This window comes from Pontibacter populi (genome assembly GCF_019336435.1).
In the GTDB taxonomy this organism is placed as follows: domain Bacteria; phylum Bacteroidota; class Bacteroidia; order Cytophagales; family Hymenobacteraceae; genus Pontibacter; species Pontibacter humidus.
Map to the genome: position 1 here is coordinate 647,742 of NZ_JAHWXQ010000001.1, position 14,075 is coordinate 661,816.

Consider the following 14,075-nt stretch of genomic DNA (forward strand, 5'->3'; position numbering starts at 1 on the left):
GAAGCTTATCTTTTCAAAATATAGACAAACTATAGCTATGAGAAACTTCTCAGTCTTTGAGTGGAGCGCCTTTGCTTTGTTGCGGTGCCGCCAGGCAATCCGACGCAGGAGGATAGTAAGAAAGTAGCAGCGCGATGCCCGAAGACGGGGCCTCCCGGCCGTGAGGGCACCAAAGCCAATTATGACAACTATAGGTGAGTAGAGCTCCCAGGAGTAAAGGTTATTTTAAAAGAAGGCTTGGTTCGAAGTGCAACTATAGCAAACCATAGAACTATAAGCTGAGATAGATTTCTCTCTGCGTTCGAAATGACAAAAGTAATATGACAGGACTTTAGCCCAAACACTTATAGCAGCTACGCACACTTCTTAGTCAAGCAACTATAAGCAATACTATGAAACAGAACAGGCTGCCTTTTGAGGGCAGCCTGCAGTAAAGAATATCACTGAATCTTTTAGTTATTAGCTTCGCGCAAACGCTGACTCATAGCTTCGTAAAGAATAATTCCAGTGGCCACAGATACGTTTAGAGAACCGATCTGACCCATCAGCGGAATACGCACTCTGGCATCGGCACGCTTCAGATACTCCGGAGAGATACCGTCTTCTTCACTACCCATCAGAATAGCAGTAGGGACAGACATGTCTACTTTACCGTCTGTCAGGTTCTCTTCTGTTTTTTCGGTACAAGCTACGATCTGCACACCATAATCTTTCAGATAGTCTATCGTTTCTTTCAGGTTTGGCTCGCGGCAAACAGGCACTAGGTTAAGCGCACCCGCCGATGTTTTCATAGCATCCGCGTTTACCTGTGCACCGCCACGGCTAGGTATTACGATCGCATCCACACCCATACATTCTGCATTTCGGGCAATAGAACCGAAGTTACGCACATCAGTAACGCGATCTAAAATAAGCAGCAACGGTGTTTTACCTTTCTCGAAAAGCGAAGTTACAATTTCGTGCAGCGGCAAATATGTGATCGGAGAGATGAATGCTACCGCTCCCTGGTGGTTCTTACGGGTAAGGTTATTCAGCTTCTCAACCGGAACGGTAACTACAGGCACGTCCAGTTTCTTGGCTTCAGCTATAATTTCATCGGTGGTTGGGTTTTTGGCCCCACGCAGCAAGAATATCTTTTCCAGCACTTTGCCAGCCAGCATGGCTTCTAATATTGGCCGGGAGCCGAATATCATCTCTAATTTATCTTCTTTCGGAGCTCTTGGCCTGCCGTAGCTGCCACCGCTCACATATCTGTTATTCCTGCTCTCCATTTTGCAACTGCGCTGTACCAGCTTTCTTCGTACTCACGACGCCGTATCAGCTCATAATGATTTTCGGTAAAGTTATTCTGTTTTTTCGTAAAAACGAACTTGGTATACGGTTGCATATCTGATTCGCGGTAGATCCAGGTCTCTGTATTGGCTACTCGGCTGATATCGCTCGGTGGTCCGTAGATCATATAGATCATGCCGCGGTCGGTGGTCCAGCCGGGCTTATGCGAGGTATAAAGTTTGTTAGCATGCTCTACACGGCCATAATAGGTGCGGATCAACTCACGGGCAAGTTGCTTCTCGCCTGCTACACTTAACCAGAAATCGTCTACCGCTTTTTTAGGATCGCTTGCCTTAAATAGTTTTTCGCGCTCTACAGATGTAGTAAGATAAATAAGAGGCTGTAGCATTTCTTTCGCCATTGTCACCATCGGATAGCTCCATGGCTCTACCAGCAGTCCTTTTGCATAAGGTGTTCCGGCCCACAGCAGGTATAGTCCTTCTTTCTCAAACGTTATCGTATCCTGCGGGGCTATAGTTAGTGAATCAAGTGGCTGAATTGTTTTTGGTTGCAGTTCCGGGCGTTGAGACATCGGTGGCAGAGCAGGTGAAAACTCAGTGCTAAAATAAAAAACCTGCATAGTGGCTGTCGTGTCAGGGTTCTCCAGCACCAGCGAATCAGAAGTGGTGATATAGCTTTGAATAAGCGGCTTACCTGTACCGGCATTTACCAGCAGGGCAGTTTTACCGAGCATACCCGGTTGAAGGTCAATTTTAAAATCAGAATGTACACTGGCTTCTCCGGCAAACCGCTGCCATAGTTTAAAGTGCAGAATATTCGGGCTCTCAACGATAGCTTTAGGAACAGTAATGTCCATCCAGACACCTTCTTTGTTACCAGCACCAGCCTGTTCTGCAACCTGCACTGTATCTTTCAGCAGCACCTCACTATTTTCTCCTCTAACCAGGTAAGTCAGCCTTGAAGCAGTACGATGCAGCTCCATCAGGCGGCTGACATCGTAAAAGGACAGGTAAAAATGTACGCTATCGGGAGTGGCGCGCCATGTATATTGCATGCTTACTTCTGGCGCGGGAGCCGCACGTTGGCTGGGTGCAGATGACTGCTGCCCGGGTCTGGATACCTGCCCGCAGGATGCGGCTAAGCTTATGCTTAAAAGTAAACTATAAACTACCGCTTTCGGAGCCATACCTGATGTATTAAAAGGTATAAATAAAATAGGCCGAACTGCGTGTAGCAGCCCGGCCTATTTCTACTGTAAAATACTATTTTTTGTTTAACGACGCATACTTTGCAGGTACTGTGTAAACTGTCGCTCCAGTTCAAGGGCACGCTCCTGCATACCCAGTTCCTGGGCAGCAAACACCAGCTGCTGCATTACAAGCAGGTTGGTTTGTATTTCCATATCAAAAAGCGCACCTTTTGATAGGTAATAATTTAAAGCCTGGCCAGAACTTTTAGCCATATCGTTCAACAGTTTTTCTGCTTTCTTTTCGTCACCTAAATCAGCATAAATTGTTATAAACTGCGGCGTATAGTAATCATAAGGAACGGTTTCCAGAGGCATTACCTTAAAGCAGTAATCCACCAGTTCTTTTGCACGTTGTTTATTACCATCTGCCAGATATGCTGCAGCCAGCTTTCCAAATTTATCACGGGCATTTGCTGTGAAACGATAGTAATTCTCATCGTAGAAAATGCTCGGATCATCAAAATTGCGGAACTGGAATTCCTTCATCAGGTTATTGTACATAACCTCTTTGTTCAGGTAACCAGGCGAACTCAGGAAGCCCTGGTCTTTATCCGCAGATGTTTTAACCGGAACTATGCGCCATGCCAAACCATCCAGCTGGAAGTACTCTGATAACCCGATGAAATCTGCACTGTTAACTGTAGTGGAGAAGTACACAGGTCTTTCCCAGTTGTTGGTAGCCAGCAGGTCCAGCATAACAAGGTGCTTTTTCTCGAGCAACGATTTGTTGATCACCCACTTCATCTGATCTACTATCTCCCCTTCTTTCTCTTCCGGAATAAAGTTCATGTTATCAACTTTTTCCTTATCTACATTTAGCACAAAGGTCTTCGTCGGGAAGGTCAGCAGTGTATTGCCCGCACCGTACTGCACCTGCAGCGCAGGGTGGTTTTGCTTTACCAGGTCTATAAACTGTTTCAGATCGATACCGGCAGCTACCTGCGGTTTCTGGTCGAAAGGCAGATAATCATTTGTTCCCTGGCGGTAGTTTTCAATACCCAGTGTAAGCGGCCACGGCGCTGATTTGTAAGACGGACGCATCATCTGCTCTACATACCAATCAGTGTTCAGGTAGCTTAGCACGGCCACGCGCACGTCAGTACGGTAGCCTTCCACTTCCTGCACATACCAAAGCGGGAACGTATCGTTATCGCCGTTGGTGAAGAGGATACCGTTTGGTGCTACAGAATCGAGCAGGTTGCGGGCAGAGTCTACAGACTGGTAACGCTTGGAACGATCGTGATCATCCCAACCTTCGGCAGCCATAATACCAGGCACCAGCAAACATAGCATGGTAGCCACAGCGGCGCGGGTGGCATCGCCACGCAACACTTTTTCCAATAGAGCAGCCAGACCAACCACACCCAGGCCAATCCAGATGCTGAATGCATAGTAAGAGCCGGCAAAAGTATAGTCTCGCTCGCGCGGTTCAGATGGAGGCTGGTTCAGGTAAAGCGCAATGGCCAGACCGGTAAAGAAGAATAACAGACCAACTATAAAGGCATTCTTTTCATCTTTTCGTACTTGGTATATTAAACCAAGTATACCTATGATAAGCGGCAGGGCGAAGAAATTATTACGGGCTTTGCTTTCGGCAACCTGCTCCGGCAAACCGGGCTCATTATCAACAAACCAAACCACACCGGCATTCTGCACATCGCTTTCACGGCCTACAAAGTTCCACAGGAAGTAGCGCCAGTACATATGCCCCAGCTGGTAGTTCAGTAAATAACTCATGTTTTGACCGAACGTTGGCGTCTGACCTTCGCGCAGGTCTACCCACTTTTTATATTCATCGATGTGCTGCGGGTTGTCGCTGTAAATACGTGGCAGCAGCGTCAGGTCTTTATCATCGTACACAGGCTCAATTTTAGGCTCTGTCTCGATGTATTTTTTATCTCCTTTAATAAAACGCTTGCCACCTTCTTCCTGGCCAATTGGCTGTGCGTTGTACTGCGGGCCATATAGTAAAGGACGATCGCCGTACTGCTCGCGCTTCAGGTAAGACACCACGCTCATAATATCGTCCGGATCGTTCTCATCGATAGTTGGATCATAAGACGAGCGGATCGGAATGATCATGTAAGAAGAGTAGCCAATCAGTACAAAAACAAGGCTTAGCAAGGCAGTGTTTAATACGCGTTTGTTATGCTTGATAGAATATGTAATACCATAGGCGATAGCCGCAACTACAAGTATAACAAATATGATCAGTCCGGAGCCGAACGGCATACCAAGCGAGTTCACGAAGAATACCTCTACTCTACCTGCCACAGATGGCAGCCCCGGAATTACACCCCAAAGGATTGCCATAACTATAACAGCACTGATACCAAAGGCAATAAGACCACCTGTTAACGTTGGCTTATATAGTCTGTAGTAATAAATAAATGCCAGCGCAGGAATAGTTACCAGGTTTAGTAAGTGGGCACCGATCGAAAGGCCAACCAGGTAGGCAATAAGCACCAGCCATTTATCAGAATGTGCTTCACCAACCTTTTCTTCCCAGCGCAGCATTGCCCAGAAAACGATAGCGGTAAAGAACGACGACATGGCATAAACTTCGGCTTCTACAGCAGAGAACCAGGCAGAATCAGAGAAAGTATAGGCCAGCGCGCCTACCACACCGGCACCCATTACCAGCAGAATATTGCCAGCAGTAGGGGCTTCGCCTTCTTTTATAAGTAATTTCTTAGCAAAAATGGTGATCGTCCAGAACAGGAACAGCACCGTGAAAGAACTGCACAGGGCAGATAACAGGTTAACCCACCATGCCACCTGCGACGGGTCGCCGGCAAACATAGAGAACATACGGCCTACCAGCAGGTAAAACGGAGCTCCCGGAGGGTGCGGCACCAGCAGTTTGTAAGAGCAGGCAATAAACTCACCGGCATCCCAGAAACTGGCCGTCGGCTCAAGGGTTAGCACATACACAACGGTCGCGATAAAAAATACGACCCAACCTACAAGGTTATTTATCTTTCGATAGTCTGTCATGGTAATTATTAGGATTGCGCCCCGAAAATACTAAAATATGTGAAGCGTACAGATATAATTGTTGATTGTTAAATTGCTGGATTGCTAAATTGTTGATTTATGGAAAGTGTAAGAGGCAACGGATTGCTTATCTACATCTTTTAAAGTCCAAACCTTCTCACTTCTTAAACTCCTTTTTCCTCTACACATAAAAAGCCGACCTGAGGCCGGCTTCTTATAAATATATCGTTCACGGGGTAATTACTTTTGAAGGATCAGTCGCTTGGTTTCTACGGTCTTGTCGTTAACAAGTAAACTATAGAAATAAACACCTGATGGGTACGGACTCATATCCAGTGTAATCTCTTTTGCCTCTGTAGAAGCAAGGTCTTTTGTAAAAATCACACGACCTATGGTATTCGAAATCCTGATCTTATAGTTGTCGCCGCCTGACTGTGAAAGTGTTAAGCGGGTATATCCTTTCGATGGATTTGGATAAGCGTTGATAGAAGGTACCGTTTTTACATCGCGGCCCGGCATAAACGAAGCCAGCACAACCGATGCATACAGGCTTTTCTCCGCTTTAGGCACTTCAACATGGAAAGATGGCGCTACGGCAGCTGCATAAATTTGCGAACAGGTATGGTCTGCATCAGAAGTTATAAACACAGGGCGTGCATTTTGCGCTGATACCACAAGCCCTCCTTTCTTCTCCTGCTTTAGCTTCCAGATTTTGCTGCCATCTTTATAGGTTGGTGCAACACCTTCTTCAACGCTGTTGCTGATAGCGTTCGCAGCTATGGCTGTAAAGCCCAGCAAGTACGAACTTACCAGTGTGGATATAAATAATATTTTTGTAAAAGTCTTCATATAGGCTCTTCAGTTTTAACAAGCTATAGATCAGCCAGAAAATCAAATATAATGTAAAAGCTTGAATATATACTATTTTCTATCTGAAAATATGGCGAACATTTTCTAAAAGGTGCAGTCTCTCTGCCTCCTCACCTACTTATTCAAAAATAATGCCTGTTATTCTCAAAGACCACAACCCTCCCTTTATTTACTGATCAGCCCGGCAAGGAAAAACTCATCCAAATACCATAAATATAACTATACCAACACACCTGACTAATACAATCCAATTTTACAACCAACTATAGTTATAATACCACACCACTACATTCAGGCTTAATTATATATAAGGAAGCCTATACAGCTCAAATTTAAATCATTTAATAATACTAAATCAAGAACATGATTGCACTGTAGCTATAACTATAGCTTATAGTGCAACTAGGCAAAAACAGTCGCGTTAGAGCAAATATTAAACTTATTAAAGATTACCCTATGAACTAGATCTACATGAAACCCTATATTTTTTCTTTACTAATGATTTTCCTGGCCTTGCAAACGGTTAGCGCTCAGGACGATCAGCAACCATCCGGATGCAGCATCACAGACGGTTGCTTAAACTATAGCCTCAACGGTGCCACGCGGCACGATGCAGATACCTACATCTTATCTTACACATTAACTGTAAACTGTGACGCCCGCCTGGAATATATTGCTTTTGAGCTACCCGAAGGATCTGATGCAGACGAACCCTCTAACTATTTTGCTTCTCAACCGGACTTTACCGTAGAAGATGGGAAGAGCGGCAAAAGCAACAAAATCGCGACAGACTATAACGCCATACAATTTACAGCCAAACAACAAACCAATATCAGCCATGGAACAAGCTATACTTTTGAGTACCCGATTGCTGTTGAAGACTATAATAAACTTAGTGCGATAAGAGTACAGGCCAAAGTGGCCGGAGCAGCACCAAGCAACATTACCTTCGACCACAGAGTTTGCGCTCCTTTACCTACTACACCAGAAAACGCAATGCCTGAATGCCGCATAGACCTGGGCGCAGCCGTGTTCGGATTTACCGGCGCTACAGATAATGGTGATGGAACAACTGCCCTCCAGTTTGCTATACAAAACAACACAGCCGAAAATGTAACCAGTGTTGCCATCGAAGTACCGGGCGCACCTGCTGGCGTAACTATAGTAAGCGATAACAATGGTAGTGCCTACCATGCCAACTATAAATACAAAGCTACTTACTCCGATGGCATTCTGCTTTTCGAGGCCCAGAACACAAACGGCTATACAGACGGCAACATAGATTATTTTACTTTTACGATGCCTACTGCGGCCTTTAACCCCGAAGAAAGCTTTACTATAAGCCTGGCTACAAGCGCCGAAACAATAGTTACCGGCTTTAACACTGTTACCTGCGAAGAAGACTCTCCTATTGCTCCATTGCCTGTGGAACTGCTCTCGTTTAAAGGCAAAGCAACTCCAAGTGGTATAGAACTGAAATGGGAAACAGCCTCCGAAAGCAACAACGACCGCTTTGAAGTGGAACGAAGCGTGGATGGCAAAAGCTTTGAACAGATAGGATCAGTTGATGGCGCCGGAACTACCAGCGTGAAGCAGAACTATAACTATACAGACCATGTGAGCCGCACCGGCACTTTCTATTACCGCTTGCGCCAGGTCGATTTCGATGGCACTCAGGACTATAGTAAAACGATCGCTGTAAAACTAAGCAGCTTACCTGGCGGCGGAAAATTTGCAGTATATCCTAACCCGGCACTTGGCACTATAGTTACTGTTTCGGTTTTAGGTACAGGGGCTGATGTAAACGGAGGCGTGCTGCAGATTGTGGATATGAGCGGGCGCGTTATGCTGGTACACCAGGTGGCAGCCGGAAGCCGCGAAATTGAGGTATCGTTACCGGAACTGCAGCTACCTAAAGGTATGTATGTGGTAAACCTGCTGCAAGGCACTGATAAACAGACGCAGAAACTGATCATACAATAAGAAGGCCGCACACTTCATAAGCCGAAGTATAAAAAAGGGAAGCAACTATAGTTCTTCCCTTTTTTGCGCGGCAAACAAACTATAGTTCAGATGATATAAATGATCTCTTTAAAATCAAAAAAGCGTAGTTCGCCGTCCAGTTCCACGCCCAGCCTGCCGTCTTCGTCTACACCAACTATACAGCCTTCGGTACGTTTGCCATCAACTATAAACCGATGCACTTCCTGGTAGCGGTACAGTGCCTGCAGGTATTCGTACTTTAATTTGGCATGGCGCACATTACGTAGCTCCAGGTAGCGTTTCTCCAGCAGTTCCAGCAACCTGGTGGTAATCTCTTCCAGGTTTATAGTTGTGCCGGTTATGACGGAGAGCGATGTGGCTGTATTTACATCAAAATTGAGTTGATTTATATTTAAACCAATCCCGACAATACTGTGTTGTAAAGAATGGCTGTTTATGGTATTTTCTATTAAAATCCCGCCAAGCTTCTTATCTTTAAAATACAGATCGTTAGGCCACTTAACCCTGGCATCGGTAGCGCCGTATTCGTGCAGCAGATCCAGCACAGCAAGCGACACCGCCATGTTAAGGTAAAACTGCTGCCTGACAGGAAGAAAAACAGGTGACAGAATAACCGAAAGCGTAATGTTTTTACCCGGCTCAGCCTCCCAATTATTGCCCCGCTGACCACGTCCTTTTGTTTGTTCTGAGGTAAGCACCGTGCAGCCTTCTGTGGCTTTATTTTTGATAAGAAGCTGTTGGGCCTCGGAGTTAGTTGATTCACAAACCGACAGACAGTAGAGCTGCCGGCCTATAAACAGCGTATTAGGCAACATAATTTTGACAAAATTTAATATTTTTGTAGTTCAAATTTAATCAGCACAAATGAAAGATAGTAAGATTGAGGCTAATTCAGACATATTGGCAGAGCTTGTAGTAAAAGGTATGCAGGAAAAAAAGGCAGCCGATATTGTCGTAATGAACCTTAAATCACTTAAGAATGCCGTTTCAGACTACTTTATCATAGCATCCGCAAACTCTGATACTCAACTGGACGCTATTGCCAGCGCAATAGAAGAAGAAGTTTTTAAAGCAACAAAACAGAACCCCTGGCAAAGCGAAGGCCGCACTAATAACGAGTGGGTACTGCTGGATTATGTAGATGTTGTTGCACATATTTTCCTGAAAGACAAACGCGAGTTCTACGCACTGGAAGAATTATGGGGCGATGCCCGTATTCAGCACGTAGAATCAGTTTAACTAACCCCGGGCTGTTAAAACATTTTATACAAGCCGGTGTTCTTCAAATACCTGATAATTAAACCATGGCAGAAAAAAATAATAAAGGCAATAATAACAAAAAAAAGAAGCCTCTGATCCCGAACACGCCGCCACGCCCTACCATGCAGTTATGGATGCTTGCCGTGCTTATTCTGGTGATCTTTGGGCTGACCTACCTTAACAGGAGCAATTCTTCGGTGGAGACCTCGCAGAGAGACTTTGAGGAAATGCTGCTGAGTGGCGACGTGAGCAAAGTAGCGATCGTTAATAATAAAACCGTAGAGATTTACCTGAAAGACGAAGCCCTTGCAAACGAGAAGTATAAGCAGGAACTCTCTGACCGTGGTTCTCTAACAGTAGACAAAGGTCCGCAATACCACTTCCAGATTATTTCTCCGGAAATTTTTAACGAGGATATGGCGGAACTGCAGAAAGATGTGCCACGTGAGCAGCGCGTACCGGTTTACCCGGAAGAGCGCACCGGCTTTATGGACTTCTTCGCAACATGGGGTTTCCTGATCTTATTACTATTTGGTTTCTGGTTCCTGATGCGCCGCGTTACAGCTGGTGGTTCAGGTGGCCAGATATTTAACATTGGTAAATCAAAGGCTGCTTTATTTGATGCTGAGAACAAGGTAAAAATCACATTTAAGGATGTGGCTGGCCTGGAAGAAGCAAAAGAAGAAGTGCAGGAGATCGTTGAATTCCTGAAAAACCCTTCTAAGTTTACTATACTTGGTGGTAAAATACCGAAAGGTGCGTTGCTGGTTGGCCCTCCGGGTACAGGTAAAACCTTGTTGGCAAAAGCCGTTGCCGGCGAAGCCGACGTTCCGTTCTTCTCTCTTTCAGGTTCCGACTTTGTGGAGATGTTCGTGGGTGTGGGTGCTGCCCGTGTGCGGGACCTTTTCAAACAAGCTAAAGCTAAAGCACCTTGTATCATCTTTATAGATGAGATCGATGCGATTGGTCGTCACCGTAGCCGTGGCCAGGTGCCAGGTGGTAATGATGAACGCGAGAATACGCTGAACTCCCTGCTTGTGGAGATGGATGGTTTCGCAACCGATTCAGGTGTAATTATTCTTGCAGCTACTAACCGTCCTGATACCCTGGACTCTGCTTTACTTCGTCCGGGTCGTTTCGACCGCCAGGTGAGTATAGACAAACCGGATATTAACGGCCGTACCGAGATATTTGATGTACACTTAAAGCCGCTTACCCTTGCCCCTGATGTAGATGCACGTAAGCTGGCTGCCCAGACTCCTGGTTTTGCCGGTGCCGAAATAGCAAACGTTTGTAACGAAGCAGCCCTGATTGCTGCCCGCCGCAATAAAAAGTCTGTGGAAATGCAGGACTTTAACGATGCCGTTGACCGTGTAATTGGTGGTTTGGAGAAGAAGAACAAGATCATCTCTCCGGGAGAAAAGAAAATTGTAGCTTACCACGAAGCTGGTCACGCTATTGCAGGCTGGTTTCTGGAGCATACCGATCCGTTGGTAAAAGTAAGTATCGTTCCGCGTGGTGTTGCTGCGTTGGGCTATGCGCAATACTTACCGAAAGAGCAGTTCCTGTATACTACAGAGCAGCTGATCGACGAGATGTGTATGGCGCTTGGTGGCCGTGCCGCTGAAGATATCGTATTCGGCAAGATCTCGACAGGTGCCCTGAGCGACCTGGAGCGTATCACTAAAATGGCTTACAGTATTGTAACTATGTATGGTATGAACGCGAAGATCGGTAACGTTTCGTTCTACGATTCGAAGCAGTCTGATATGCAGTTCAACAAGCCTTACTCAGAAGCAACCGCCGAAACTATAGATAACGAAGTGCGCCTTATCATCGACTCTGCTTACCAGCGCACGAAAGAGTTACTGATGGAGAAACGCAACGAGCTTGAAATAATAGCCAAGGAGTTACTTGATAAAGAAATCCTGTTCCAGAGCGACCTGGAGCGTTTGGTTGGTCCACGCCCGTTTGAAGCCCTGACTACGTACCAGGCACATACAGCCGGCACAGACAGAAGCCAGACAAAAAGTGAAGTAGAGCAAACACATCCTGGTGAGCTGGAAGAAGCGGAACAGTCTCCGCAGCAGAATGGTAACGCAACGGATGCACCGCTTGAAAACGGCCAGCCTACTGCTGAACACGAAGACAACTTCAATTCAAGAACAACAGCTTGAGACAACAGGCATGTACGAAGCTAAAACCAAAGAAATAGTTTTAAGAAGAGTAAGAGAGGCGCTGGCTAAGCCAGCGCCTTTTCTGCCTCCTACCCCTGATTTCACTTCACCCCTTCACCACGCCTCCACCGACGACATGTCGGTTATATTTGTGGAGAACTTCCTGAAGAACAGCGGCGCCTTTTTTTATTGCGAAACTGAAGAGGACTTTTTTGATCAGCTTTATAAGTTCAGGCATGAGCAGAACATACAGCATTTGTTTGTGTGGGAAGCTAACCTGCAGAAGGCGTTATACCACGCGGGCATAGAATATACAGACTCGGAACAGGATTTCCTGGCAAAAGCGGAAGCAAGCCTAACTACCTGCGAAGCCCTGATAACGCGCACCGGAAGCCTGCTGATTAGCTCGGCAAATGCTGGCGGCAGACGTTTGACCGTATATCCGGAGACGCATATAGTTATCGCCAAAGCCAGTCAGCTTGTACCGGACATTAAAGATGGCCTGCAGCATCTGCGCAACAAGTATAAAGAGAACTTCCCATCGATGGTGAGTCTGGTTAGCGGCCCTAGCCGTACTGCCGATATTGAAAAAACGCTGGTAATGGGTGCTCACGGCCCTAAACAGCTCGTACTTTTCCTGATAGATGACCTTCCGCATTGATCAACTGGCGCCTGGTAAGAAAGTATACTTTGCGTCTGATTTCCATTTGGGTGTGCCTGATGCTGCCACCAGTAAAGCACGCGAGCTTAAAATTGTGCGCTGGCTTGATGAGGTAAAGCACGACGCCGCCGCCATACTTTTACTGGGAGATATCTTCGATTTCTGGTTCGAGTACCGCCATACCATTCCGAAAGGCTTTATCAGGTTGCAGGGCAAACTGGCCGAGATAACTGATTCTGGTATACCGGTACTTTTTTTCACGGGGAACCACGACATGTGGATGTTCGATTACTTCCCGACAGAACTGAACATCCCTGTACTTCGTGAGCCGATCTCAACAACTATAAACGGCCATACTTTTTACATTGGCCACGGCGATGGCTTAGGTCCCGGCGACCATACCTATAAGATCATCAAAAAAGTATTTGCCAATAAAGCCTGCCAATGGGCATTTGCCCGCATACACCCGAATTTAGGTATTGGTATTGCCAACATGTGGTCGCGCAAAAGCCGAATCAGCAATGTAAAAAAGGATGAATCTTTTTTAGGCGAAGACGAGTGGCTGCTGCAATATTGCCGCGAAGTAGAAGCCGACAAGCATCACGATTACTACATTTTCGGACACCGCCATTTACCCCTTGACCTGCCTATCGGTGAAAAGAGCCGCTATGTGAACTTAGGAGAATGGGTCAATTTTTGCTCGTATGGCGTATACGATGGCGCTAACCTAACCCTGGAGCATTTTGAGGCTTAGCACAACTATAGTTATACTTTGCCTGCTGCTTTTAACAGCGGTAACGTCTGTGGCACAACAGCCTGAGGCAACGTATATCCGAACTATAGCTGTAGGGTCTTCTACCGCCATTTCTACGGGCACCAACAATGCTGTTTACCTGCTAAATCCAAGGCGTAACATCGTACAACTCGACTCACTGGGAAGACTGGTGACACTCTACTCCCCTACCAGCAATGCCAGAATCACAACTATAGATGCCTGGAACCCAATGAAAGTGCTGGCCTTTTACGCTGACCGCCAGGAACTGCTTTTGCTGGACAGGTTTTTAACGCCAATAACAAGCGTAGCCTTAGCTGATTTTGAAATAAACAATACCGTAAAAGCTGCCGCGCTTGCTGCTGATGACGGATTCTGGCTTTTTGATGAAACTGATTTTAAACTCAGCAAACTAGATTTACGCCTGCGCAAGGTAACTATAGAAACACCGCTGAACCTGGTAATGGACCGTAACAAGTTTGATATACGCATGCTGCGCGAATACCAGAACCAGGTGTATTTGCTGGATTATAACAGTGGAATCTACGTGTTCGATAACCTGGGCAACTATAAGCAAAGGCTACCCTTAACCGGCATATCTTATATCGGGTTTCTGAACGACGAACTTTACTTTGTAAAGGAAGTTAACCTGCACTTTTATGACCTGTACAAGCACGAGCAGCGAACTATAGCTTTCCCGGAAGGCAAGAACTATACAACTGCACTTGCTACTAAAAACCGGTTATACCTGTTCTCAGGCAAAGCTGCTGACGTGTATAGTTGGTAGATAAT

Annotated in this window: 11 protein-coding genes; 6 read left to right on the top strand and 5 right to left on the bottom strand. The window is 46.0% G+C overall.

Annotation, left to right across the window (positions count from 1 at the left end; genetic code table 11):
* Positions 1–452 precede the first annotated feature (452 nt).
* The 4 genes from rlmB to KYK27_RS02680 all read right to left on the bottom strand — a co-directional run bounded on the left by rlmB (position 453) and on the right by KYK27_RS02680 (position 6,388).
* Positions 453–1,271, bottom strand: a complete 819-nt coding sequence (rlmB, locus tag KYK27_RS02665) for a 23S rRNA (guanosine(2251)-2'-O)-methyltransferase RlmB (protein WP_199108510.1) — start codon at positions 1,269–1,271, stop codon at positions 453–455.
* Positions 1,244–2,479, bottom strand: coding sequence for a GWxTD domain-containing protein (locus tag KYK27_RS02670; protein WP_233150219.1), 1,236 nt, complete (start codon positions 2,477–2,479; stop codon positions 1,244–1,246). Before KYK27_RS02670 ends, rlmB begins: the two co-directional genes overlap by 28 nt.
* 87 nt (positions 2,480–2,566) lie before the next feature.
* Positions 2,567–5,539, bottom strand: coding sequence for a DUF2723 domain-containing protein (locus KYK27_RS02675; RefSeq protein WP_199108511.1), 2,973 nt, complete (start codon positions 5,537–5,539; stop codon positions 2,567–2,569).
* Positions 5,540–5,779: 240 nt separating this feature from the next.
* Positions 5,780–6,388, bottom strand: a complete 609-nt coding sequence (locus KYK27_RS02680) for a T9SS type A sorting domain-containing protein (RefSeq protein ID WP_199108512.1) — start codon at positions 6,386–6,388, stop codon at positions 5,780–5,782.
* A gap of 492 nt (positions 6,389–6,880) precedes the next feature.
* Here KYK27_RS02680 and KYK27_RS02685 point away from each other — a divergent pair, with 492 nt between their 5' ends.
* Positions 6,881–8,392, top strand: a complete 1,512-nt coding sequence (locus KYK27_RS02685) for a T9SS type A sorting domain-containing protein (RefSeq protein ID WP_199108513.1) — start codon at positions 6,881–6,883, stop codon at positions 8,390–8,392.
* An 86-nt stretch (positions 8,393–8,478) separates the two neighbouring features.
* Here the strand turns inward: KYK27_RS02685 and KYK27_RS02690 are convergent, their stop codons facing one another.
* Positions 8,479–9,228 carry a biotin--[acetyl-CoA-carboxylase] ligase gene (locus tag KYK27_RS02690; RefSeq protein WP_199108514.1) on the bottom strand — a complete coding sequence of 250 codons (750 nt, stop codon included), beginning with the start codon at positions 9,226–9,228 and terminating at the stop codon, positions 8,479–8,481.
* Positions 9,229–9,277: 49 nt separating this feature from the next.
* On the opposite strand from KYK27_RS02690, the gene rsfS reads away from it, so the two are divergent.
* The 5 genes from rsfS to KYK27_RS02715 all read left to right on the top strand — a co-directional run bounded on the left by rsfS (position 9,278) and on the right by KYK27_RS02715 (position 14,070).
* Positions 9,278–9,652, top strand: coding sequence for a ribosome silencing factor (gene rsfS / locus KYK27_RS02695; protein ID WP_162427586.1), 375 nt, complete (start codon positions 9,278–9,280; stop codon positions 9,650–9,652).
* Positions 9,653–9,717: 65 nt separating this feature from the next.
* The gene (ftsH, locus tag KYK27_RS02700; protein WP_199108515.1) at positions 9,718–11,850 is read left to right on the top strand and encodes an ATP-dependent zinc metalloprotease FtsH; all 2,133 of its coding nucleotides are present in this window, start codon (positions 9,718–9,720) and stop codon (positions 11,848–11,850) included.
* 10 nt (positions 11,851–11,860) lie between these two features.
* Positions 11,861–12,511: a lactate utilization protein C gene (locus KYK27_RS02705; protein ID WP_199108516.1), complete on the top strand. Its 651-nt coding sequence runs from the start codon at positions 11,861–11,863 to the stop codon at positions 12,509–12,511.
* Positions 12,495–13,265: a UDP-2,3-diacylglucosamine diphosphatase gene (locus KYK27_RS02710; RefSeq protein ID WP_199108517.1), complete on the top strand. Its 771-nt coding sequence runs from the start codon at positions 12,495–12,497 to the stop codon at positions 13,263–13,265. Before KYK27_RS02705 ends, KYK27_RS02710 begins: the two co-directional genes overlap by 17 nt.
* Positions 13,255–14,070 (top strand): hypothetical protein, encoded by an 816-nt coding sequence (locus KYK27_RS02715; RefSeq protein ID WP_233150220.1) that lies wholly within the window; start codon positions 13,255–13,257, stop codon positions 14,068–14,070. The genes KYK27_RS02710 and KYK27_RS02715 overlap by 11 nt, the downstream gene beginning before the upstream one ends.
* Positions 14,071–14,075 lie beyond the last annotated feature (5 nt).

Coding starts and splice junctions, on each gene's coding strand:
- rlmB (WP_199108510.1), bottom strand. CDS start 1,271: ATGGAGAGCAGGAATAACAGATATGTGAGCGGTGGCAGCTACGGCAGG.
- KYK27_RS02670 (WP_233150219.1), bottom strand. CDS start 2,479: ATGGCTCCGAAAGCGGTAGTTTATAGTTTACTTTTAAGCATAAGCTTA.
- KYK27_RS02675 (WP_199108511.1), bottom strand. CDS start 5,539: ATGACAGACTATCGAAAGATAAATAACCTTGTAGGTTGGGTCGTATTT.
- KYK27_RS02680 (WP_199108512.1), bottom strand. CDS start 6,388: ATGAAGACTTTTACAAAAATATTATTTATATCCACACTGGTAAGTTCG.
- KYK27_RS02685 (WP_199108513.1), top strand. CDS start 6,881: ATGAAACCCTATATTTTTTCTTTACTAATGATTTTCCTGGCCTTGCAA.
- KYK27_RS02690 (WP_199108514.1), bottom strand. CDS start 9,228: ATGTTGCCTAATACGCTGTTTATAGGCCGGCAGCTCTACTGTCTGTCG.
- rsfS (WP_162427586.1), top strand. CDS start 9,278: ATGAAAGATAGTAAGATTGAGGCTAATTCAGACATATTGGCAGAGCTT.
- ftsH (WP_199108515.1), top strand. CDS start 9,718: ATGGCAGAAAAAAATAATAAAGGCAATAATAACAAAAAAAAGAAGCCT.
- KYK27_RS02705 (WP_199108516.1), top strand. CDS start 11,861: ATGTACGAAGCTAAAACCAAAGAAATAGTTTTAAGAAGAGTAAGAGAG.
- KYK27_RS02710 (WP_199108517.1), top strand. CDS start 12,495: ATGACCTTCCGCATTGATCAACTGGCGCCTGGTAAGAAAGTATACTTT.